The organism is Streptomyces sp. AHU1 (genome assembly GCF_045343905.1).
GTDB classification, from domain to species: Bacteria; Actinomycetota; Actinomycetes; order Streptomycetales; family Streptomycetaceae; genus Streptomyces; species Streptomyces triticiradicis.
In genome coordinates this window covers 2,146,299-2,166,395 of the sequence record NZ_CP174283.1, presented here as the reverse complement: position 1 = coordinate 2,166,395, position 20,097 = coordinate 2,146,299, and the positions used below count along the sequence as shown (strand labels likewise).

General features: G+C 72.1%; 19 protein-coding genes. 8 read left to right on the top strand and 11 right to left on the bottom strand.

Going from position 1 to position 20,097, the window contains the following annotated elements:
• Nucleotides 1-47: 47 nt before the first annotated feature.
• Nucleotides 48-1,361, bottom strand: a complete 1,314-nt coding sequence (locus tag ACICHK_RS09910; protein WP_406836612.1) for a serine-threonine protein kinase — start codon at nt 1,359-1,361, stop codon at nt 48-50.
• Nucleotides 1,362-1,487: 126 nt separating this feature from the next.
• Nucleotides 1,488-2,735, bottom strand: coding sequence for an exo-beta-N-acetylmuramidase NamZ domain-containing protein (locus tag ACICHK_RS09905; protein WP_406836611.1), 1,248 nt, complete (start codon nt 2,733-2,735; stop codon nt 1,488-1,490).
• Nucleotides 2,736-2,939: 204 nt separating this feature from the next.
• Between ACICHK_RS09905 and ACICHK_RS09900 the strand changes: the two genes are divergently transcribed.
• The 3 genes from ACICHK_RS09900 to ACICHK_RS09890 all read left to right on the top strand — a co-directional run bounded on the left by ACICHK_RS09900 (nt 2,940) and on the right by ACICHK_RS09890 (nt 6,031).
• The gene (locus ACICHK_RS09900) at nt 2,940-3,704 is read left to right on the top strand and encodes an SDR family oxidoreductase (protein ID WP_406836610.1); all 765 of its coding nucleotides are present in this window, start codon (nt 2,940-2,942) and stop codon (nt 3,702-3,704) included.
• Complete coding sequence (locus ACICHK_RS09895; RefSeq protein ID WP_406836609.1) at nt 3,701-5,362, top strand: class I adenylate-forming enzyme family protein; 1,662 nt, start codon at nt 3,701-3,703, stop codon at nt 5,360-5,362. The genes ACICHK_RS09900 and ACICHK_RS09895 overlap by 4 nt, the downstream gene beginning before the upstream one ends.
• A 75-nt stretch (nt 5,363-5,437) precedes the next feature.
• Entirely contained in the window at nt 5,438-6,031 is a 594-nt protein-coding gene (locus tag ACICHK_RS09890; protein WP_037628516.1) for a TetR/AcrR family transcriptional regulator, read from the top strand.
• A 73-nt stretch (nt 6,032-6,104) separates the two neighbouring features.
• Here ACICHK_RS09890 and ACICHK_RS09885 read toward each other — a convergent pair whose 3' ends face one another.
• The 6 genes from ACICHK_RS09885 to ACICHK_RS09860 form a co-directional block, all read right to left on the bottom strand.
• A complete protein-coding gene (locus ACICHK_RS09885; RefSeq protein ID WP_406836608.1) occupies nt 6,105-7,319 on the bottom strand; it encodes an acyl-CoA dehydrogenase family protein in 1,215 nt (404 codons plus the stop codon).
• A gap of 6 nt (nt 7,320-7,325) precedes the next feature.
• Nucleotides 7,326-8,348, bottom strand: coding sequence for a phosphotransferase family protein (locus ACICHK_RS09880; protein ID WP_151468300.1), 1,023 nt, complete (start codon nt 8,346-8,348; stop codon nt 7,326-7,328).
• A 117-nt stretch (nt 8,349-8,465) separates the two neighbouring features.
• A complete protein-coding gene (locus ACICHK_RS09875; RefSeq protein WP_406836607.1) occupies nt 8,466-8,795 on the bottom strand; it encodes a DUF202 domain-containing protein in 330 nt (109 codons plus the stop codon).
• A complete protein-coding gene (locus ACICHK_RS09870; RefSeq protein WP_406836606.1) occupies nt 8,792-9,184 on the bottom strand; it encodes a YidH family protein in 393 nt (130 codons plus the stop codon). The genes ACICHK_RS09875 and ACICHK_RS09870 overlap by 4 nt, the downstream gene beginning before the upstream one ends.
• Before the next feature lie 69 nt (nt 9,185-9,253).
• Nucleotides 9,254-9,769, bottom strand: a complete 516-nt coding sequence (locus ACICHK_RS09865) for an NUDIX hydrolase (RefSeq protein WP_406836605.1) — start codon at nt 9,767-9,769, stop codon at nt 9,254-9,256.
• A gap of 136 nt (nt 9,770-9,905) precedes the next feature.
• Entirely contained in the window at nt 9,906-10,799 is an 894-nt protein-coding gene (locus ACICHK_RS09860) for a DMT family transporter (RefSeq protein WP_406836604.1), read from the bottom strand.
• 300 nt (nt 10,800-11,099) lie between these two features.
• Here ACICHK_RS09860 and ACICHK_RS09855 point away from each other — a divergent pair, with 300 nt between their 5' ends.
• From ACICHK_RS09855 to ACICHK_RS09835, 5 genes are all read left to right on the top strand, one after another.
• Entirely contained in the window at nt 11,100-12,755 is a 1,656-nt protein-coding gene (locus tag ACICHK_RS09855) for an FAD-binding dehydrogenase (protein ID WP_406836603.1), read from the top strand.
• Nucleotides 12,756-13,091: 336 nt separating this feature from the next.
• Entirely contained in the window at nt 13,092-14,039 is a 948-nt protein-coding gene (locus tag ACICHK_RS09850; RefSeq protein WP_406836602.1) for a hypothetical protein, read from the top strand.
• Nucleotides 14,040-14,078: 39 nt separating this feature from the next.
• Nucleotides 14,079-15,644, top strand: a complete 1,566-nt coding sequence (locus tag ACICHK_RS09845) for an APC family permease (protein ID WP_406836601.1) — start codon at nt 14,079-14,081, stop codon at nt 15,642-15,644.
• A 354-nt stretch (nt 15,645-15,998) separates the two neighbouring features.
• Entirely contained in the window at nt 15,999-16,688 is a 690-nt protein-coding gene (locus ACICHK_RS09840) for a molybdopterin-dependent oxidoreductase (protein WP_151468567.1), read from the top strand.
• Nucleotides 16,672-17,307, top strand: coding sequence for a cytochrome b/b6 domain-containing protein (locus tag ACICHK_RS09835; RefSeq protein ID WP_406836600.1), 636 nt, complete (start codon nt 16,672-16,674; stop codon nt 17,305-17,307). The genes ACICHK_RS09840 and ACICHK_RS09835 overlap by 17 nt, the downstream gene beginning before the upstream one ends.
• A gap of 121 nt (nt 17,308-17,428) precedes the next feature.
• On the opposite strand, the gene ACICHK_RS09830 is transcribed toward ACICHK_RS09835, so the two are convergent.
• The 3 genes from ACICHK_RS09830 to ACICHK_RS09820 form a co-directional block, all read right to left on the bottom strand.
• On the bottom strand, nt 17,429-17,839 hold the full coding sequence (locus tag ACICHK_RS09830; protein ID WP_406836599.1) for a peptidoglycan-binding protein: 411 nt from the start codon (nt 17,837-17,839) through the stop codon (nt 17,429-17,431).
• Between the two features lie 109 nt (nt 17,840-17,948).
• Entirely contained in the window at nt 17,949-19,346 is a 1,398-nt protein-coding gene (locus ACICHK_RS09825; protein WP_406836598.1) for a GntP family permease, read from the bottom strand.
• 135 nt (nt 19,347-19,481) lie between these two features.
• On the bottom strand, nt 19,482-20,009 hold the full coding sequence (locus tag ACICHK_RS09820; protein WP_151468568.1) for a gluconokinase: 528 nt from the start codon (nt 20,007-20,009) through the stop codon (nt 19,482-19,484).
• Between the last annotated feature and the right edge of the window lie 88 nt (nt 20,010-20,097).

Genomic DNA, 20,097 nt, shown 5'->3' with positions numbered 1-20,097 from the left:
CCGCCCGGGCCGCCCCTAGGGGCGGCCGGCGCCGACGCGGCGGCGGGTCACCTGACGCGGCCCGCCGCCAGCACCACCTGGGCCAGCTCGCGGTGACAGATGTCGCTGTGCGCGCCCGCCGGGGCGCCGCCCCGGCACACCACCGAGGCGGCGTCCACGTTCACGCACCCCGAGACCGGCAGCCGGGTGCGCAGGGCCTCGGCGAGCGTGAACGACTTCGTCCCCGGCACCGCCTGCACCCCGTCGTGGCCCATCGCGCCCCACTGCGCGCCGAGCATGCCGCCGATGCCGAAGTCCGCCACGACGGACCGGTTGTCCCCCGCCATCCGCGAGGCCAGCGGGTAGACGCTGCCGAGTGCCGAGTCGAAGCGGGAGTAGCAGCACACCAGCGGGCCGTCGATGCGGTGGTACTGCCCGTCCAGCACCCCGCTCGCGCGCGGGTCGTGGGGCAGCCGCGGGGCGAACGCGTAGTGCGAGAAGGCCCCTTGGAGCAGTGTCACGGACTTCACCGCGCGTACTCCGGGAGGCAGGCCGCGCAGCGCGAAGGAGACCAGCCGGCCGCCGAAGCTGTGCCCGACCAGATGGACGCGCACGTCCGGTGCCGCCGCCGCGAGCCGGCCGACCGCCGGCCCGAGCCCGCGCTCGCCGACGGTGCCCGCGCGTCTCTTCATGGCGTAGTACGTGGCCTGGCGCAGCAGTTCGAGAGCTCCGTCCCACAGCCGGGGCAGCGCGAACGCGGGCGCTTCCTCCCCGGTGAGCGCCTGCGCGAACTCGGCGCACACCGTCGCGGTGTCCCCGAAGAGCATCTCGGGATCGCTCTCCGGTACGCCCTCCGCGAGGGTGTCCGCCGCGAAGGAGGTCTGCGGACCCTGCGGCCGGACCTCGACGAGCAGCCGTACGAGACGGCCGAACTCCTCCAGAGAGGCTCCCTCGTCCGGTTGCTGGTCGAGCAGCCGGGCGATCTGCTCGACCACGGTGGCGCGTCCCGGGAACACCTCCAGGAGGGCGTGCCGGGTGTTCTTGCCGAGCGGCGAGGCGCTGTCGTCGGTGACGTCCGCGGCCACCGACGGGGGGAAGCCGGGGATCGGTTCGTCCGAGAACCGCATCGACGGCCAGACCACCCCCACGTATCCGAGGCGCGCGGTGGGCGCGAGGCCGGGGACGGGTTCGAAGAACTGGCTGAAGAGGCGGGTGGCCGCCGAACGGTCGTTGTTCCAGCCGTGCGCGAACACGATCAGGTCGCGGACGCCCCGGCGCGGCACCTGGTCGAGCAGCCGGTCGCGTTGGCGGCCGTCCACGTCCCCGTCCGCGTCGAAGGTGAGCTCCCAGTAGGGAGAGACACTCACTGCCGGTTCCGTCATGTCAGGCCCCCTGACCCCGCGGGCGGTGCGATATGGGCGCATCGTCCACCCGGCGGGGAAAGTTGGCCATACGTCACGACCTATCCGTCACGCACAAATCACTCGTTCGTGCAAGAGAGCCCCGGCTCACTTGTAGATGAGGTAGTGCCTGCGGATCCCGCGGAACGCCTCCAGCTCGTCCTGCCAGGCGCCGACGATCTCGTCGGTGCCCGCGCCCGCGTCGGTCATCGTGCGCACCAGCGTCGAGCCGGTCAGCTTGTCGATCCAGTTGTCGGAGCGCCAGGCGAAGCCGCTCCAGACCTTCTTCGCGGTCACCAGGAGGGCGATCCCGGTGCGGACGGGGTCGTACGCCGCCCGGTCGCGCACATGGACCTGGACGCCCCCGATGGTCTTTCCCTGGAACTTGGAGAAGGTGGGAGCGAAGTAGGCCTCCCTGAAGCGCACGCCCGGCAGGCCCAGTTCACCGGCCGCCGCGGCCCAGCGCCCGTCGAGGCCCTCGGCGCCGAGCAGTTCGAACGGGCGCGTCGTGCCCCGCCCCTCCGACAGGTTCGTGCCCTCGAAGAGACAGGTCCCGGAGTACACCAGCGCCGTGTCCGCCGTTGGCATGTTCGGGCTCGGCGGCACCCAGGGCAGCCCCGAGGCGTCGTAGAAGTCCCCTCGCCCCCAGCCCGACATGAGCACGGTGTCCAGTTCCACGGGCGCCGTGAGGAACTCCCCGTTGAAGAGCCGGGCCAGCTCCGCCACCGTCATCCCGTGCGCCTGCGCGATCGGCTGCCGCCCGACGAACGTCGCGAACTCCTTGTGCAGCACCGGCCCCCGGGCCGACCGTCCGGTGACCGGGTTCGGCCGGTCGAGCACCACGAACCGCTTGCCGGCGAGCCGTGCCGCCTCCATGCAGTCGTACAGCGTCCAGATGTACGTGTAGAAGCGCGCTCCCACGTCCTGGATGTCGAAGACCACCGTGTCCACGCCGGACGCGGTGAAGACGTCCGCGAGCGCCTGGCCGCTCTTCAGGTACGTGTCGTAGACGGGCAGTCCGGTGGCCGGGTCGTCGTAGCGGCCCTCGGACCCGCCCGCCTGCGCGGTGCCCCGGAAGCCGTGCTCGGGGCCGAAGACCGCCGTCAGGTCCACACGGGCGTCGGCGTGCATGACGTCGACGACGTGCCGGACGTCGCGGGTGACGCCCGTGGGGTTGGTGACGATCCCGACACGCATGCCGCCGAGCCGGGCGTACCCGTCCTGGGCCAGGCGCTCGAAGCCGGTGCGCAGCCGGGTGCCGGGGTTCGCGGCCGCCGCCGCGGCCCCGGCGGGCAGCGGGGTCAGGGCGGCCGCGGCGGTGCCGGCCGTGAGCAGTGACCGTCGGGACATGCGCATGGTGGGACCTCCGTGATCGCGGAAGGCTGGCACGGGCACGCTAAGGGCTCCCGGGGGAAGTTCACAGGCCGCGGATCCCGTCGGCCTGTCGCGGCTCGTCACGGGGACGCCCGCGCGGTGGCCGGGAACCCTTCCCTTGTTACATACCGACTGGTTAGTCTGGTGCCGCAGCAGAGCCGTGTCACATCGCGTCGAAGGAGACCCGTGGTGGAAACCGTGCAGGGTGCGGGAGTCGTCGTCACCGGAGCGGGGGGCGGCATCGGAGCCGCGCTGGCCCGCCGGTTCGCCGCCGGGGGAGCGCGGGTCGTGGTCAACGACCTCGACGCCGACAGGGCGAAGGCCGTGGCCGACGAGATCGGCGGCATCGCGGTCGCGGGCGACGCCTCCCTGATCGTGACCGAGGCCCGCGACGCCCTCGGCGGCACCGTCGACGTCTACTGCGCCAACGCGGGAGTCGGCTCGGGCGGTTCCGAGGCCGCCGACGAGAGCGTGTGGGCCCTGGCCTGGGACGTCAACGTGATGGCCCACGTACGCGCCGCCCACGCCCTCCTCCCGGACTGGCTGGAGCGCGGCGGCGGCCGGTTCGTCTCGACCGTCTCGGCCGCCGGACTGCTCACGATGATCGGCGCCGCGCCGTACAGCGTCACCAAGCACGGCGCGTACGCGTTCGCCGAGTGGCTGTCCCTGACGTACCGCCACCGCGGCGTGAAGGTGCACGCGATCTGCCCCCAGGGCGTGCGCACCGACATGCTCCAGGCCACCGGCAGCGCGGGCGACCTGGTGCTCCAGCCCACCGCCATCGAGCCCGAGGCCGTCGCCGACGCGCTCATGAAGGGCATCGAGGAGGACCGCTTCCTGATCCTGCCGCACCCCGAGGTCGCCGGGTACTACCAGGCGCGGGCCGCCGACCCCGACCGCTGGATGATGAACATGAACCATCTCCAGCAGAAGTGGGAGACCACCGAGTGACCCGCTATTCCGACCGGCCCTGGACGGCGCTGCTCAACGAGGCGCAGCGCGGCCCGGTGCACCCCGCCGACACCCTCGTGCACGCCCTCGCCGACGCGGCCGCCCGCACTCCGGACCGCACCGCGCTCGCCTACTTCGACGGGCGGACGGGCTACCGCGAGCTCGACGGGCTGAGCGACTCCGTGGCCGGGCACCTCGCCGCCCGCGGCGTGGCGCGGGGCGACCGCGTGGCGGTCATGCTCCAGAACTCCCCGCACTTCGTGCTCGCCCTGTTCGGCGCGTGGAAGGCCGGCGCGACGGTCGTACCGGTCAACCCGATGTACAAGTCGGGCGAGGTCCGGCACGTCCTGCACGACGCCGGGGCGGTCGCCCTCGTCTGCTCCGACCGCGCCTGGGACGGCTACCTGCGCGAGACCGCCGCCGACTCGCCCGTACGGGTCGTCCTGACGGCCTGCGAACGCGACCTCCAGACCCGCGACGACCCGCGCGTGCTGGCCTTCGAGCGGCTGCCCCTCGACGAGGGGGCCGACGACCTCGTCGCCGTCGCCCGGCACGGACACCGGGCGCCCGCCGATCGTGTCCTCGGTCCGTCCGACATCGCCCTGATCAGCTACACCTCGGGCACCAGCGGCACCCCCAAGGGAGCCACCAACACCCACGGCAACATCATGTACAACGCCGAGCGGCAGCGGACCGGCCTCGCGCTGCCCGAGGCTCCCGTGTACTTCGCGCTGGCGCCCCTGTTCCACATCACGGGGATGGTCTGCCAGCTCGCCGCCTGTCTGAACAGCGCGGGCACCCTGGTGCTCGCCTACCGCTTCGAGCCCGGGGTCGTCCTCGAGGCCTTCGCCGAGCACCGGCCGCTCTACACCGTCGGCCCCTCCACCGCCTTCATGGCGCTGGCCGCCCACCCGGACGTCACGCCGGACCACTTCTCGTCCTTCGTGAACATCTCCTCCGGCGGCGCCCCGCTGCCGCCCGCCCTCGTCGAGCGGTTCCGGGCCGGCTTCGGGCCGTACATACGCAACGGCTACGGGCTCACCGAGTGCACCGCGCCGTGCGCCTCCGTGCCCCCGGGGCGGGAGGCGCCGGTGGACCCGGTCTCCGGGACGCTCGCCGTGGGCGTGCCCGGCCCGGATTCGGTGGTGCGCATCGTCGACGAGACGGGCCAGGAGGTCCCCTTCGGGGAACAGGGCGAGATCCTCGTCAGCGGCCCGCAGGTGGTGCCCGGTTACTGGCGCCGCCCCGAGGCGACCGCCGAGGCCTTCCCGGACGGCGAACTGCGCACCGGCGACATCGGCTTCATGGACGAGAACGGCTGGCTCTACGTCGTCGACCGCAAGAAGGACATGATCAACGCGTCCGGCTTCAAGGTCTGGCCGCGCGAGGTCGAGGACGTCCTGCACACCCACCCCGCGGTCCGCGAGGCGGCCGTCGTCGGGATCCCGGACGGCTACCGCGGCGAGACCGTCATGGCGTACATCAGCCTGCGGCCGGGGGCCACCGAGGACCCCGGCGCGCTGGCCGCGTACTGCAAGGAGAGACTGGCCGCCTACAAATATCCGCGGCGGGTGGAGATCCTGCCCGACCTGCCGAAGACGGCGAGTGGGAAGATCCTCCGTCGGGAACTGCGTTCCCGGTCCAAGGACGCCGGGTAGTCTCCAGGACTCCCCGCGCACGGCTCACGCGGACGGCTTACATCGAAGTGAACGCACGGAAGGCAGGTGGCGGCAGTGCCCAGGACGACGGACGGTGACGGGACTCCTGTTCCGCAGAGGCTCCTTGCCGCCGCCACCCGGCTCTTCGCCGAGCAGGGCTACGACCGCACCTCGGTGCAGGAGATCGTCGAGGCGGCGGGCGTCACCAAGGGGGCGCTCTACCACTACTTCGGCTCCAAGGACGACCTCCTGCACGAGGTCTACGCCCGCGTGCTGCGCCTCCAGCAGGAGCGGCTGGACGCCTTCGCCGACGCGGACGCGCCCGTCGAGGAGCGGCTGCGGCGCGCCGCGGCCGACGTGGTCGTCACGACCATCGACAACCTCGACGACGCCTCGATCTTCTTCCGGTCGATGCACCACCTCGGCCCCGAGAAGCTCAAGCAGGTGCGCTCCGAGCGGCGCCGCTACCACGAACGCTTCCGCGCCCTGGTCGAGGAGGGCCAGAAGAAGGGCGTCTTCTCCACGGCCACCCCCGCCGACCTGGTCGTCGACTACCACTTCGGCTCGGTGCACCACCTGTCGACGTGGTACCGCCCCGACGGCCCCCTCGCCCCCCAGCAGGTCGCCGACCACCTCGCCGACCTGCTGCTGCGCGCCCTGCGCCCGTAGCGCACCGGGACGCACACGGCGGTGCGGCCCCACCACCCGGTGGGGCCGCACCGCCGTTCCGGCGCGTTCCCGGTCAGACGTACTTCTTGATCTCCCGGTGCGCCAGCGACCGCTGGTGGACCTCGTCGGGCCCGTCGGCCAGCTTCAGCGTCCGCGCGGCGGCCCACAGCTCGGCCAGCGGGAAGTCCTGGCTCACACCGCCCGCCCCGTGCAACTGCACCGCCTTGTCGAGGATGTCCACGACCGTCCGCGGAGTGGCGATCTTGATGGCCTGGATCTCGGTGTGGGCACCCTTGTTGCCCACCGTGTCCATCATCCAGGCGGTCTTCAGGACCAGCAGACGCAGCTGCTCGACGGCGACCCGCGCGTCGGCGATCCAGTTCTGCACGACACCCTGCTGGGCCAGCGGCTTGCCGAACGCGGTCCGGGACACCGCCCGGCGGCACATCAGCTCGATGGCCCGCTCGGCCATGCCGATCAGCCGCATGCAGTGGTGGATCCGGCCGGGACCGAGCCGCGCCTGCGCGATGGCGAAACCGCCGCCCTCCTCGCCGATCAGGTTGCTCGCCGGGACCCGGACGCGGTCGAACACGACCTCCGCGTGCCCGCCGTGGGAGTGGTCCTCGTAGCCGTACACCTGCATCGCGCGCCGGACCTCCAGGCCCGGGGTGTCGCGCGGGACCAGGACCATCGACTGCTGGCGCCGGATGTCGGCCCCGTCCGGGTCGGTCTTGCCCATCACGATGAAGATCTTGCAGTCGGGGTTCATCGCCCCGGAGATGTACCACTTGCGGCCGGTGATGACGTAGTCGTCGCCGTCGCGCTCGATGAGCGTGGTGATGTTCGTGGCGTCGGAGGAGGCGACCTCGGGCTCGGTCATCGCGAACGCCGAGCGGATCTCCCCGGCGAGCAGCGGCTCCAGCCACTGCTTGCGCTGGCGCTCGTCACCGAACTGGGCGAGCACCTCCATGTTCCCGGTGTCCGGGGCGGCGCAGTTCAGCGCGGTGGGCGCCAGGTGCGGGCTGCGGCCGGTGATCTCGGCGAGCGGCGCGTACTGGAGGTTGGTCAGCCCGGCGCCGTACTCGGAGTCCGGCAGGAACAGGTTCCACAGACCCTGCCTGCGGGCCTCGGCCTTCAGCTCGCCCACCACGGCGGGCGTGTCCCACGGGGAGGCCAGCAGGGCGCGCTGCTCCTCCGCGACGGCCTCCGCCGGATAGACGTACTCGTCCATGAAGGCGAGCAGCTTCCCGCGCAGCTCTTCTGTGCGCGCGTCGAATGCGAAGTCCATGGCGGATCAGCCTTCCTGGAGGGTGGTCAGGCCGTGCTCGATGAAGACGGGCACCAGCTCGCCGATGCGGTCGAAGCCCCCGCCGACGGTCTGGCCCTTGGTGTACCGGTAGTGGATGCCCTCCAGGATCACGGCCAGCTTGAACCAGGCGAAGGCCGTGTACCAGGAGACCGCGGAGACGTCGCGCCCCGAGCGCGCGGCGTACCGCTCGACGATCTCGCTCGCCGGCGGATGTCCCGCGGCCGAGGCGGTCGTGCTGATGGGGGAGTTCGGCAGCTCCAGGCGCGTGCTGTACATGACGAGCAGCCCGAGGTCGGTGAGCGGGTCGCCGAGCGTGGACATCTCCCAGTCCAGGATCGCCCTGATCCGGTCGTCGGGTCCGATCAGCACGTTGTCGAGCCGGTAGTCGCCGTGCACGACGGTGGGCGCGGGGGAGGAGGGCAGTTCGCGGCCCAGGGCCGCGTGCAGCTCGTCGATGCCGGCGAGCTCGCGGTTGCGGGACGCGTCCAGCTGCTTGCCCCAGCGGCGCAGCTGACGGTCGAGGAAGCCCTCGGGGCGGCCGAAGTCGGCGAGACCGACCTCGGCGGGGTCCACCGCGTGCAGTTCGACCAGGGTGTCCACCAGGCCGAGCACCGCGTCGCGGGTGCGCTGCGGACCGAGCGGGGCGAGCTGGTCCGCGGTGCGGTACGGGGTGCCCTCCACGAACTCCATGACGTAGAAGGGGGCGCCGAGCACCGACTCGTCCTCGCACAGCAGCACGGGGACCGGGACCGGCACGGCCGTCGGGTGCAGCGCGCTGATCACCCGGTGCTCGCGCTTCATGTCGTGCGCCGTGGCCAGCACGTGGCCGAGCGGGGGCCGCCGTACGACCCAACGGCCGGTGCCGTCGGAGACCGCGTACGTGAGGTTCGACCGTCCGCCCTCGATCAGCCGGCCGGTCAGCGGGCCGTTCACCAGTCCGGGCCGCTCGCGGTCGAGCAGCCCGCGCAGCCGGTCGAGGTCGAGACCTGGCGGGTGGTCCGGGCTCATCATTGCTCCTCAGCACACGGGAACGGGACACGACCATGATGCCGACCAGTCGGTATGTCGTCCAGCGGCTGCGCGAAACGTGATCGGCGTCTCGCCGCACGACCTGGATGACAGGCCCTAGAAGACCAGCGCCACCGCGCACACGGCCAGCGCCACCGTGCACAGCGCCGTCGCCGTGGCGTGCCGGGGCGCGAGCACGGACGGACCCGCCGGGTCCGTGACCGACAGGGTCCGGATGCGGCGGTGGGCGAGGGCCAGGAACACCAGCCAGAGGACGCAGCAGAACGCGAACGCCACGATCCCGGCGGCCGAGTCCCGCTCGTGCAGGGCCGCCCTCGCGGCGAGCACCGCGGCGACGGTGCAGGAGAGGGTCGTACGGCGCCAGGCCAGCCGGGTGCGCTCCGGCTGGAGGCCCGGGTCGCGCTCCCCCGGGAGGGGGGTGGTCATCCCGCCCAGCCGACGAGGACGACGACGACCATCGCGACCGCGACGACCGCGACGACGATGCTCAGCACCGCCGGGAAGCGCGACACCGGCAGGTCCTCGCCACGACGCATCGCCCGCTCGCAGCGTATCCAGTGATTGACGGCCCGCAGCGCGCAGAGCACGCCCGCCGCCAGCAGCGCGAGGGCGAGGCCCACCCGCCAGGCCCAGCGCAGGTCCGGCAGGAACTGGTCCACGGCGAAGCCGCCGCCGATGAGCGCGAGCGCGGTGCGCAGCCAGGCCAGGAAGGTCCGTTCATTGGCCAGGGAGAACCGGTAGTCCGGGGTCCTGCCCTCGTGCCGGATCTCCTGCGGCGCGAACCACAGCCGGACGTTGCGCACGAGCTCGATCACGCCCAGGACCCTACCGGGGAGCTTCGCGCGGGGCTCCCCGGGTACCGCCCGGGGGCGGGGCCGGACGGTTCAGTCCATCGCGCGGTAGTCCGTGAGCCGTTCGTAGGCCGCGAGGCCGTCCGGCACCCACGTCCACTCGTCCAGGCGGCGCTCCACCTCGTCCTCGGTGAGGAAGCCGTGCCAGGCGACCTCCTCCGCCTGCGGGTTCACCTCGAGCTCGCAGCGGACCTCGTACACGGCCGACCACCAGGTCGCGCCGGCCCCGTCGTCGTACAGGAACTTGAACAGGGGGGTCGGCCGGGGGAGGCCGGAGACGCCGAGTTCCTCCTCGGCCTCGCGGAGCGCCGCGTCGTCGTAGGACTCGCCCGTGCCCACGACTCCGCCCACGAACATGTCGTAGAACGAGGGGAACACCAGCTTGGTGGGGGTGCGCCGGTGGACGAAGAGCCGGCCCCGGGCGTCCCGGGCCTCGATGAACACGCACCGGTGGCGCAGCCCGCGCGCGTACGCCTCCCCGCGCGGGGACTGCCCGATGACCTCGTCGTTCTCGTCCACGATGTCGAGGATCTCGTCAGCGGCACTCATGGGACCCATCCAAGCAGCTCCCGGCCCCGCGCAGGGGGCGCTCACGGCCGTCCGGGTGGTGTGCGGGGTGCCGGGGTGGTGCCGGGAGGAGGGGGGAGGACACCGGCCGGGGCGGGCGGCGGTGCGCCGGGGCCGCTCAGTGCGGCTGGAGGTCCCGCGAGTGTTCCGGTTCCGCCGTGCCCGAGGGCATCGCCGGGTGCATGCCCAGCAGGACGATCCCCGTCACGATGCCCGCGATCCCCGCGGCCTGCCAGGCCAGCGCGCCGGCGTCGGTACGGAGCTGGTCCCCGAGGAAGCCCACCCCGCAGGCGATGCCGGCCAGGGGCTGGGCGGCGGTGAGCGCGGGCAGCGACATCCGCAGCGGCGCGGTCTCGAAGGCGCTCTGGACGAGGACCAGCCCGGTCACACCGAGGACGAGCACCGCGTACGGCTGCCAGCCCGTGAGCAGTTCACGCATGCCACCGGCGCTGAACCGCTGGCCGCTGATCCGGGTGAGCGCGTCCTGCAGGCCGTACAGCAGTCCCGCGGCGGTGGCGAGCAGCACGGGCCCGGCGCTCAGCCGGGACCGTTTCGCACAGGTGGTGAGCAGCAGGGCGAGACCGAGCACGATCCCGATGATCAGCCAGTGCCGCAGCGGGTCGCTGACCGCCTCGCCGCCCTGCGGCTGTCCGGCCACGATGAACGCCGTGACCCCGCCCGCGAGCAGCAGGAGCCCGGCCCAGCCCTGCCGGCCGAGCGGCTGTTTCGTCTGGTGGCGGGAGAGCGCGAGCGCGAACAGGAGGTTGGTCGCCAGGAGCGGTTCCACCAGCGAGAGCTCGCCGTTGCCGAGCGCGATCGCCCCGAGGACCATGCCGCACACCATGAGCCCGATACCGCCCAGCCAGCGCGGGACCCGGATGAGGTCGAGCAGGATGCGGGGGGAGAGGAAGTCGCTGAGCGGGGCGTGCGAGGCGGCGTTCTGCTGGAGCACGAAGCCGAAGCCCAGACAGCAGGCCGCGCTCACGGCGAGGACCAGAACCAGTACCGACACGCTGGGTACCTCGATGCGTCAGGAGTCGGGGCGGGCCAGTGGTGCGTATCCCGCCGACTGTAGTGCCATGGTCCGCGCGCCCGCCCCCGGGAACAACCGGAACCAGGCGGTTGACTCGGTCACCTTCCGTACCGAAGGATGCGGACCGATCAGTAACAAGTGCTGGTCGGCCGCACGGCCGGCCGGTAACGATGTCCCACCCACCAGCGACGCCGCCGATCGGTCCGTGACAGACGTCACCAGCTCGTCCCCGTGACGCCGGCCCGGTCGGGCCCGTCGGAATGCCGAGAGGACGGGCCCATGGCCTACGACGCAGATGTGATCGTCATCGGAGCGGGCCTCGCGGGCCTCGCGGCGACCGCGGAGCTCGTCGACGCCGGCCGCAAGGTGATCCTCCTCGACCAGGAACCCGAGCAGTCGATCGGCGGCCAGGCGCACTGGTCCTTCGGCGGACTCTTCTTCGTCGACTCGCCGGAACAACGCCGCATGCGGATCAAGGACACGCACGAGCTGGCCCTCCAGGACTGGATGGGCACGGCCGCCTTCGACCGGCCCGAGGACCACTGGCCGCGCAAGTGGGCCGAGGCCTACGTCGACTTCGCGGCCGGCGAGAAGCGGTCCTGGCTGCACGCGCAGGGCGTGCGTTTCTTCCCGGTGGTGGGCTGGGCCGAGCGCGGCGGCTACGACGCCAACGGGCACGGCAACTCGGTGCCGCGCTTCCACATCACCTGGGGGACCGGGCCCGGCCTCGTCGCGCCCTTCGAGCGGCGGGTGCGGGAGGGGGTCGCCCGCGGTCTGGTCGAGCTGCGCTTCCGGCACCGGGTCACCGGCCTGTCCCGCAGCGCGGGCTCCGTCGACACCGTCACCGGGGAGGTCCTGGAGCCGTCCGGCGTCGAGCGCGGCCGGGCCAGCAGCCGGGCGGTCACCGGTGCCTTCGAGCTCAGGGCCCAGGCGGTGATCGTGACCTCCGGCGGCATCGGCGGCAACCACGACCTCGTGCGCGCCAACTGGCCCGAGCGCCTCGGTACCCCGCCCGAGCGGATGATCTCCGGTGTCCCCGCGCACGTCGACGGCGCCATGCTCGGGATCACGGAGGAGGCCGGCGCCCGCCTCATCAACCGCGACCGGATGTGGCACTACACCGAGGGCATCCAGAACTGGAACCCCATCTGGGACAAGCACGGCATCCGCATCCTGCCGGGCCCCTCCTCCCTCTGGCTGGACGCGCGCGGCAACCGGCTGCCGGTACCGCTCTTCCCGGGTTTCGACACGCTCGGCACCCTCGAACACATCATGAGGACCGGGTACGACTACACCTGGTTCGTGCTGGACCAGAAGATCATCGGCAAGGAGTTCGCGCTCTCCGGCTCCGAGCAGAACCCCGACCTGACCGGCAAGTCGGTCCGGGGCGTCCTCGGACGGGCCCGCGCGGACGTGCCCGGACCGGTCAAGGCGTTCATGGACAACGGCGTCGACTTCGTCGTGGAGAAGGACCTCGGCGCGCTGGTGCGCGGGATGAACGCGCTCACCGAGAAGCCGCTGATCGACGAGGCGGCGCTGCGCCGCGAGATCGTCGCCCGGGACCGGGAGATCGCCAACCCCTTCACCAAGGACCTCCAGGTCATGTCGATCCGCGGGGCCCGCAACTACCTCGGCGACAAGCTGATCCGCACGGCGCCCCCGCACCGCATCCTCGACCCCGCGGCCGGCCCGCTGATCGCGGTGCGGCTCAACATCCTCACCCGCAAGACCCTCGGCGGTCTGGAGACGGACCTCTCCTCGCGGGTGCTGACCGAGGGCGGCGACCCGCTGGAGGGCGTGTACGCCGCCGGTGAGGCCGCCGGTTTCGGCGGCGGCGGAGTCCATGGGTACCGGGCGCTGGAGGGCACCTTCCTCGGCGGCTGCCTCTTCTCCGGCCGGGCGGCGGGCCGGGCGGCGGCCGGGGCGGTGAGCTGACGCGGTCCCCGGGGACGGCCCTCGGGGACGGCCCCCGGGGACGGGCGGCCGTCCGGCGGGTGACGCCGGGCGGCCGTTCAGGCCACCGTCTCAGGACGGCGGACCGGCACACCTCGGTGGGGCCGCCGTCCGGGCGGAAGACGCAAGACGGCTGTTCACGTCACGTGTGAGCGGAGGCCGTTCGGGGCGTTCACAGCGGTGCGCATCCAACTGTGGTGCACTCGAAGGCAGTTGACACGTGTAGCGACTTGGCCGGAGCTTGACTTGAACCGGTGGCTCCGGGTTTGCTGTGCGTGATCACCTATTGACGAACCGCGCCTGTGAGGTTGAGCAGCGGTGTCACCACCCCCACCCCTGGGCCGCGGCCGCAAGCGGACGTCCCAGGCCTTCGACGCCGCCCTCGACGACGCCGAACTCGCAGTCGCACGTACCTCGTTGAACCAGGGGCGGTGGACCGACGTCCGCGAGCTGCTCGCCGCGACCGGCGACGACTGGGACCGTCGCGGGCACCGCGTCACCGTCCTCGCGCAGGAGCCCGCGGCGCTCGCCTGGGCCCGCGACTGGCAGCTCGTCGAACCGGAGTCCCCCGACGCCGCCGTACTCATCGGCTGCGCCACCGTGGAGCGCGCCCTGCACGGCAAGGAACGCCCGGACGGTGCCCGCGAGGCCTGCCGGCGGGCGGCGGACCTCGCCCCCGACGACCCCACCCCCTGGCTCGGACTCCTCCTCCTGGAACGCTCGCTCGGAACCGAGGACGACGTGGTCCGCCTCTTCGACGAGGTGCGCCACCGGCACGCCGTCCACCACCACGCGCACCACCTGATGGTCGCCCGGCTCGCCGAGCGCCGCGCCGCGGCGGGCCAGGACCCGCTGCACGAGGTGTACGACTTCGCCAACTGGTCGGCCGAGCAGGCGCCCGCCGACTCGCCGCTCGCGGTCCTCCCGGTCGTCGCGCACGCCGAGCGCTTCCGTGTGCTCGCCCGGGCCGGGGGCGACCTCGCCGACCCGGTCGCCTCCGGACACTGGGCCGGGCGCCGGGCCCGCCAGGTGATGAAGGCCGCCTTCGACTGGTGGCTGGAGTGGGACCACGTCGACCACCCGCGCCGGCTCGTCGACCTCAACTTCCTCGCCCACGCCAAGGTCTGCGAGGGCAGGGACGGCGAGGCCGCCGCCCTGTTCCTGCGCATCGCGGAGCATCCGACCGCGGCTCCGTGGTCCTACCCGGACCGCGACGGGTACCAAGCCTTCCGTGCCGCGCGCGACCGCGTGCTCGGCACGGTGTGAACGCCCCCGAAGACCGACATCCGAAAGGACGACCCCGCGATGACGACGGGCAGTTCGAGCACACCGAGTACGTCGAGCACGGGAAGACCGGACGCCGACGGCGCCGGCATCAGCACGTTCAAGGGGCAGGACCGGGCCCTGCGCGCCGGCCGGCTGGGCACGGCGGGCCTGCTGCTGTCCGTCCTCGCGGCGACCGCCCCGCTCATGGTGGTCGCGGGTGTCATGCCCACCACATTCGCGGTGATGGGCATCGTCGGGCAGCCGCTGCTCTTCGTCATCCTCGGCGTCGTCCTCGTGCTCTTCAGCATCGGGTACGCCGAGATGAGCCGGCACGTCCACAACGCGGGCGCCTTCTACGCGTACATCTCGCGCGGACTCGGCGGCACCCCCGGAGCGGGCGCCGCCGCGGTCGCCCTCGTCGCCTACAGCGCGCTCCAGGTCGGCATCTACGGCCTCTTCGGCTTCGAGGTCTCCGGGCTGTTCGCCACCTACCTCGACACCGAGGTCGTCTGGTGGATACCGGCGCTGGCCGCCGTGCTCGTCGTGGGCGCGCTGGCCTGGCTCAAGATCGACGTCAACGCCTGGGTGCTCGGCGTGCTGCTGGTCATCGAGGTGACCCTCGTCGTCGTCTTCGACGTCGCCGCCGTGGGTGACCCGGCCGAGGCCGGCCTGTCGCTGCACGCGTTCAACCCCGACACCCTCTCCGGCGCGGGCGTCGGCACCGCGCTGTGCTTCTGCATCGCGGCCTTCACCGGCTTCGAACAGGCCCCGGTCTACGCCGAGGAGACCAGCCGCCCGCACATCCTCGTGCCGCGCGTGATGTTCCTGGCGATCGGATTCGTCGCCGTCTTCTTCGCGATCAGCTCCTGGGCGCTCACCGTCGCCACCGGACCCTCCGCGATCGTGGGCACGTCCCAGAAGCAGAGCGCCGGACTCCTGTTCTTCCTCACCGAGTCACGGCTCGGCTCCACCTTCACCGACGTCCTGCACGTGCTGTTCGTGACCGGCATGTTCGCGGCCCTGCTCAGCTTCCACAACGTCGTCGCGCGGTACGCCTTCGCCATGGGCCGCGAGGGTCTGCTGCCCAGCGCCTTCGGCCGCACCTCCGAGGCCAGCGGCGCCCCCGGCACCGGCTCGCTCCTGCACACCGTCGTCTCCCTGGTCGTGGTCGGCGGCTTCGCCCTGTCCGACGACAAGCCGGCCGGCGACCCGACCGTGCCCGTCCTCCAGCTCTTCACCTGGTTCGGCAACGTGGGAGCGCTCGGCGTCACCCTCCTGATGGCGGCCGCCTCGCTCTCGGTCGTCGTGTTCTTCGTCCGCCGCGGCGCGGCCCGCGCCCAGTCCTGGCGCCTGGTCACCTCCGCGCTCGCGGGCCTCGCCCTGCTCGTGATCGCGGTCTACACGGTCAAGGACTTCGACGTGCTCGTCGGCTCGGGCCCCGACTCCGCCCTGAACGTGCTGCTGCCCGCCGTCATCGGGGCCGCGCTGGTCGTGGGACTGGTCCAGGGTCTGGTGCTGCGCTCCCGCAAGCCCGAGGCGCACGCCCGGATCGGCCTCGGCAACGAGGCGTTCCAGTTGGACAAGGCGGCCGAGTCCGCCTCCTGACGCGGCCCCGCCGTCCTCTCCGCGGCCGATGTCCCCGGACCGTGGGTGAGAAGAGATGACGGAACGCTGACGAGCACCCGCGGCCCCTGGCTTTTTGGGGGTCACGGGTGCTCGAATCAAGAGGTGAACACTGAAAGGTCCGGGGGACCGGACCCGGAGCGACCGAGGCCGGGAGAGCGGGAGCGGCCGGAGCCCCGCGAGCCGGAGCGGCCCGAGCCGCGGGCTCCGGAAGACGACGACGCCCATGAAACCCGCGAAGCCCGTGAGGACCGTGGAGCCCATGAGGCCCGCGAAGTCCGTGCGGAGCGCGAGGAGTACGAGGAACACGAGGCGTTCGCGGGGCACGGCAGGCCCATCGGCCGCCGGGTGCTGCTCGGCACGCTCGGGCTCGGCGCCCTCGGCGTCCTGACCGCCCCCGCGCTCCAGCGCGCGACGGACGCCTTCCTCGCCGGCGCCTCCCAGAAGGACCCCACCGGCCTGACGGGACTGCTGCCCAACGGCGGCGGTTTCCGCTACTACTCGGTGACCGCCTCCGTCCCCCACAAGAACGAGACGGACTACCGTCTCACCGTCGACGGCCTGGTCGACCGCCCCACCAGCTACACCCTCGCCGACCTGCGCGCCCTGCCCCAGACCCGTCTGGTGCACGACGTCCAGTGCGTCACCGGCTGGCGGGTGCCGAGCACCCCCTTCGAGGGCGTACGCCTGTCGCACCTCCTCGACGCCGCCGGAGTGCGCCCCTCGGCCGGGGCGATCCGCTTCACCTGCTTCGACGGGGCGTACACGGAGAGCCTCAGCCTGCGGCAGGCCTACCGCCCGGACGTCCTGGTGGCCCTGCGCATGCAGGACAAGCCCGTCGGCCACAACCACGGCGGTCCCGTCCGCCTCTACGTGGCCCCGATGTACTTCTACAAATCCGCCAAGTGGCTCTCCGGCATCACGGTCACCGAGGACGTCCGTCCCGGGTACTGGGAGAAGCGGGGGTACGACGTCGACGCCTGGGTCGGCCGTTCGAACGGACGCGACGATGAACCCACGAGCTGACGAGACGCCGGCCGTGTCCGCGCACTCCTCCCACGTACGGCGCTTCACCCGCGCCGAGCACTGGGTGCACCGGGTCACCGCCGCGCTGATGGGTGTGTGCGTGGCCACCGCGGCCTGCCTCTACATCCCCCAGTTCGCCGAACTCGTCGGCCGCCGCGAACTCGTCGTCCGTGTCCACGAGCTGGCCGGGGTGGCGCTTCCGCTGCCGGTCCTGGCGGGTCTGGTCTCCCGCGCGTTCCGCCGCGACCTGGGCTTCCTGAACCGCTTCGGCCCGCACGACCGGGCGTGGCTGCGGGCGGCACTGCGCCGGGACAAGGACCCGGCCTCGCGCCCCGCGGGCAAGTTCAACGCCGGACAGAAGATCTACGCGGCCTGGATCTCCGGGGCCACGCTGGTGATGCTGGGCACCGGCCTGCTGATGTGGTTCACCCACCTCGCCCCGCTGACGTGGCGCACGTCGGCGACCTTCGTCCACGACTGGCTGGCCCTCACCGTCGGCATCGTCCTCGGGGGCCACATCGGTATGGCGCTGGGCGACCCGGAGGCCCGGCGGGGCCTGCGCACGGGATCGGTGAGCCGCCAGTGGGCCGATCGCGAACATCCGCTGTGGCGGCCCTGACCGGACGGCGCCGGAGACCGGGGCGGGCGCCGGTGAAGGCCGGGCCCTGGCGTCTCGCGCGAGGCGGACGCACGCGAGCGGTCCGCAGCCGATGCTTCGCGGCTGCGGACCGGTTCGGTGGTCAGCGCGTGGTGGGCAGTGCGGCCGCGCAGTTGTTGACGAAGACCGGGTCGATCCACTGGTCCTTGCGGGCGATGCCGATGAGGGCGTCCCCGGTCCTCTTGCCGACGACGCCGTCGACGTCCAGCGAGTACTGCCCCTTGTACGTCTGGTTGACCCATTGCTGCAGTCGCCTGGTCGCCGCGTAGGTCTCGCGTCCGAACTTGCCGTCCGTCGCGATGAGCGCGGGCCCGGCGAGGTAGTGGTTGTAGAACTTCTGCACACACACGACCGCGGACGGGTGGTTCCGGTAGCCGTAGCCCACGTTCGGGGCGTCCGGGTTGGCCTGCGCCACACCCTGGAGTCCGAACACCGCGAAGGCCGCCACGGCCGCCGCCGCACCCACTCGCCTGCCCCTGTGCTTCACCGTCATCAGGTCCCCCGTTCAGGTCACATCCATGATCAATCTTTCATGGATCGTAACAAAACCGCAGATCCGCAAGGCACTTGAGGCTTTCCGTCCCCCTCCGTCCGGACGGGTCCTAGATGACGAGGGACAGCAGCAGCACCAGTCCTCCGGCCACCACCGAGATGATCGTCTCCATGACGGACCAGGTCTTGACCGTCTGGCCGACGTCCAGGCCGAAGTACTCCTTCACCAGCCAGAAACCGGCGTCGTTGACATGGCTGAAGAAGAGCGAGCCCGCGCCGATCGCGAGGACGAGCAGGGACGTGTGGGTGGTCGACATGCCGGCCGCGAGCGGTGCGACCAGACCGGCCGCCGAGATGGTGGCGACGGTCGCCGAACCGGTCGCGAGCCGGATCGCCACCGCGATCAGCCAGGCCAGCAGCAGCGCGGGGATCGACCAGTCCTCGGAGATCTCCAGGATCATCCGGCCCACACCGGAGTCGATCAGCGTCTGCTTGAAGCCGCCGCCCGCGCCGACGATGAGCAGGATGCCGGCGATGGGCGCGAGGGACTTCTCGACGGTCACCGCGATGCGGTCCCGGGTGAAGCCCGCCGCCCGGCCCAGCGTGAACATGCCCACGATCACCGCCGCGAGCAGCGCGATCAGCGGCGCTCCGACGACGTCGAAGACGCGCTGCGTCATGTCCGCCGGATCGTCGACGACGATGTCCACCAGAGCCTTGGCCAGCATCAGCGCCACCGGGAGCAGCATGGTGGCGAGGGTCGCGCCGAAGCCCGGACGCTTCTCCAGGTCCTCCGAGGCGCGCGCCGGGACCATGCGGTCGGGGGCCTGGACGTCCACCCAGCGGGCCGCGTACCGCGAGAACACCGGACCGGCGACGATCACCGTGGGGACGGCGACCAGGACTCCGAGGGCGAGGGTGATGCCGAGGTTCGCCTTGACGGCGTCGATCGCGACCAGCGGGCCGGGGTGCGGCGGAATCAGACCGTGCATCACCGACAGGCCCGCGAGCGCCGGGATGCCGATGCGCATCAGCGAGTAGTTGCCGCGCTTGGAGACCATCAGGACCACCGGGATCAGCAGCACGATGCCGACCTCGAAGAACAGCGGCAGGCCGATCACCGAGGCGATCAGCACCATCGCCCACGGCATGGCGCGCCCGCCCGCCCTGGCGAGGATCGTGTCGACGATCTGGTCGGCGCCGCCCGAGTCGGCGAGCAGTTTGCCGAGGATCGCGCCGAGGGCGATCAGGACGCCGACGCCGGCCACGGTCGAGCCGAGTCCGGTGGTGAAGCTGACGATGACCTTGTCGAGCGGGGCGCCGGCGAACGCGCCGAGGGCCAGCGAGCCGATGGTCAGGGCGAGGAAGGCGTGCAGCTTGAACCTGGTGATGAGCAGGACGATGACGGCTATGCCCAGCAGCACGGCTATGCCCAGTCGAGCGTGGCCCGCCGAGGTGATCGGTTCGACGGTGTCCGCTGCCAGCATCTCGACACTGAGTCTGGTCACGGTTGTTTCCTTGCTTGAGGAACGGACGTGGGAAAGGTGGAGCACGCCGCCGCCCGGGCGACAGCGTTGTCAGAGTGGTGAGGTGCAGGTACGCGCCGCCGGGGTGCGGGGTGCGGGGCCCTGGCGTACGGGGTGCTACGGCCGGTCCGGTCCGAGGGCGCCGAGCGCGGCCACGGCCCGCTCGGTGATCTCGGCGGGCTCGCCGGACACGTCCACCTCGACGCCCGCCTCGTCCGCCGCCAGCGGCTGGAGCGTGGCGAACTGCGAGTCCAGGAGCGCCGTGGGCATGAAGTGCCCCGTGCGGTGCGACATCCGGTCCTCGATGAGTTCACGGGTGCCGGTCAGATGGACGAAGACGATCCCGGGCGCCGCCGCCCGCAGCCGGTCCCGGTAGGCGCGCTTGAGCGCCGAGCTGCTGACCACGCCGCCGAGCCCGGCCCGGCCGTGCGCCCAGTGCCCGATGGCGTCCAGCCACGGCCACCGGTCCTCGTCGGTCAGCGGCGTCCCGGCCGACATCTTGGCGATGTTGGCCCGCGGGTGGAAGTCGTCGCCCTCGGCGTAGGGCACGCCGAGCCGGGCCGCGAGCAACGGGCCGATGGTGGTCTTCCCGGTGCCTGCGACGCCCATGACCACGACGACATGGGGGGTGGGACTGTGCTGCATCACGCTCTCGCTGTCTTCGTCGACATCCGATGTCGACGACACTGAAACGCATTAGGTACGACGAATACAAGAGTGTGTGACATATAAG

What these genes read in the sequence shown, in the direction of transcription:
- ACICHK_RS09910 (WP_406836612.1), bottom strand. Translation starts at nt 1,361, where the DNA reads ATGACGGAACCGGCAGTGAGTGTCTCTCCCTACTGGGAGCTCACCTTC.
- ACICHK_RS09905 (WP_406836611.1), bottom strand. Translation starts at nt 2,735, where the DNA reads ATGCGCATGTCCCGACGGTCACTGCTCACGGCCGGCACCGCCGCGGCC.
- ACICHK_RS09885 (WP_406836608.1), bottom strand. Translation starts at nt 7,319, where the DNA reads ATGGACTTCGCATTCGACGCGCGCACAGAAGAGCTGCGCGGGAAGCTG.
- ACICHK_RS09880 (WP_151468300.1), bottom strand. Translation starts at nt 8,348, where the DNA reads ATGAGCCCGGACCACCCGCCAGGTCTCGACCTCGACCGGCTGCGCGGG.
- ACICHK_RS09875 (WP_406836607.1), bottom strand. Translation starts at nt 8,795, where the DNA reads ATGACCACCCCCCTCCCGGGGGAGCGCGACCCGGGCCTCCAGCCGGAG.
- ACICHK_RS09865 (WP_406836605.1), bottom strand. Translation starts at nt 9,769, where the DNA reads ATGAGTGCCGCTGACGAGATCCTCGACATCGTGGACGAGAACGACGAG.
- ACICHK_RS09855 (WP_406836603.1), top strand. Translation starts at nt 11,100, where the DNA reads ATGGCCTACGACGCAGATGTGATCGTCATCGGAGCGGGCCTCGCGGGC.
- ACICHK_RS09845 (WP_406836601.1), top strand. Translation starts at nt 14,079, where the DNA reads ATGACGACGGGCAGTTCGAGCACACCGAGTACGTCGAGCACGGGAAGA.
- ACICHK_RS09835 (WP_406836600.1), top strand. Translation starts at nt 16,672, where the DNA reads ATGAACCCACGAGCTGACGAGACGCCGGCCGTGTCCGCGCACTCCTCC.
- ACICHK_RS09830 (WP_406836599.1), bottom strand. Translation starts at nt 17,839, where the DNA reads ATGACGGTGAAGCACAGGGGCAGGCGAGTGGGTGCGGCGGCGGCCGTG.
- ACICHK_RS09820 (WP_151468568.1), bottom strand. Translation starts at nt 20,009, where the DNA reads ATGCAGCACAGTCCCACCCCCCATGTCGTCGTGGTCATGGGCGTCGCA.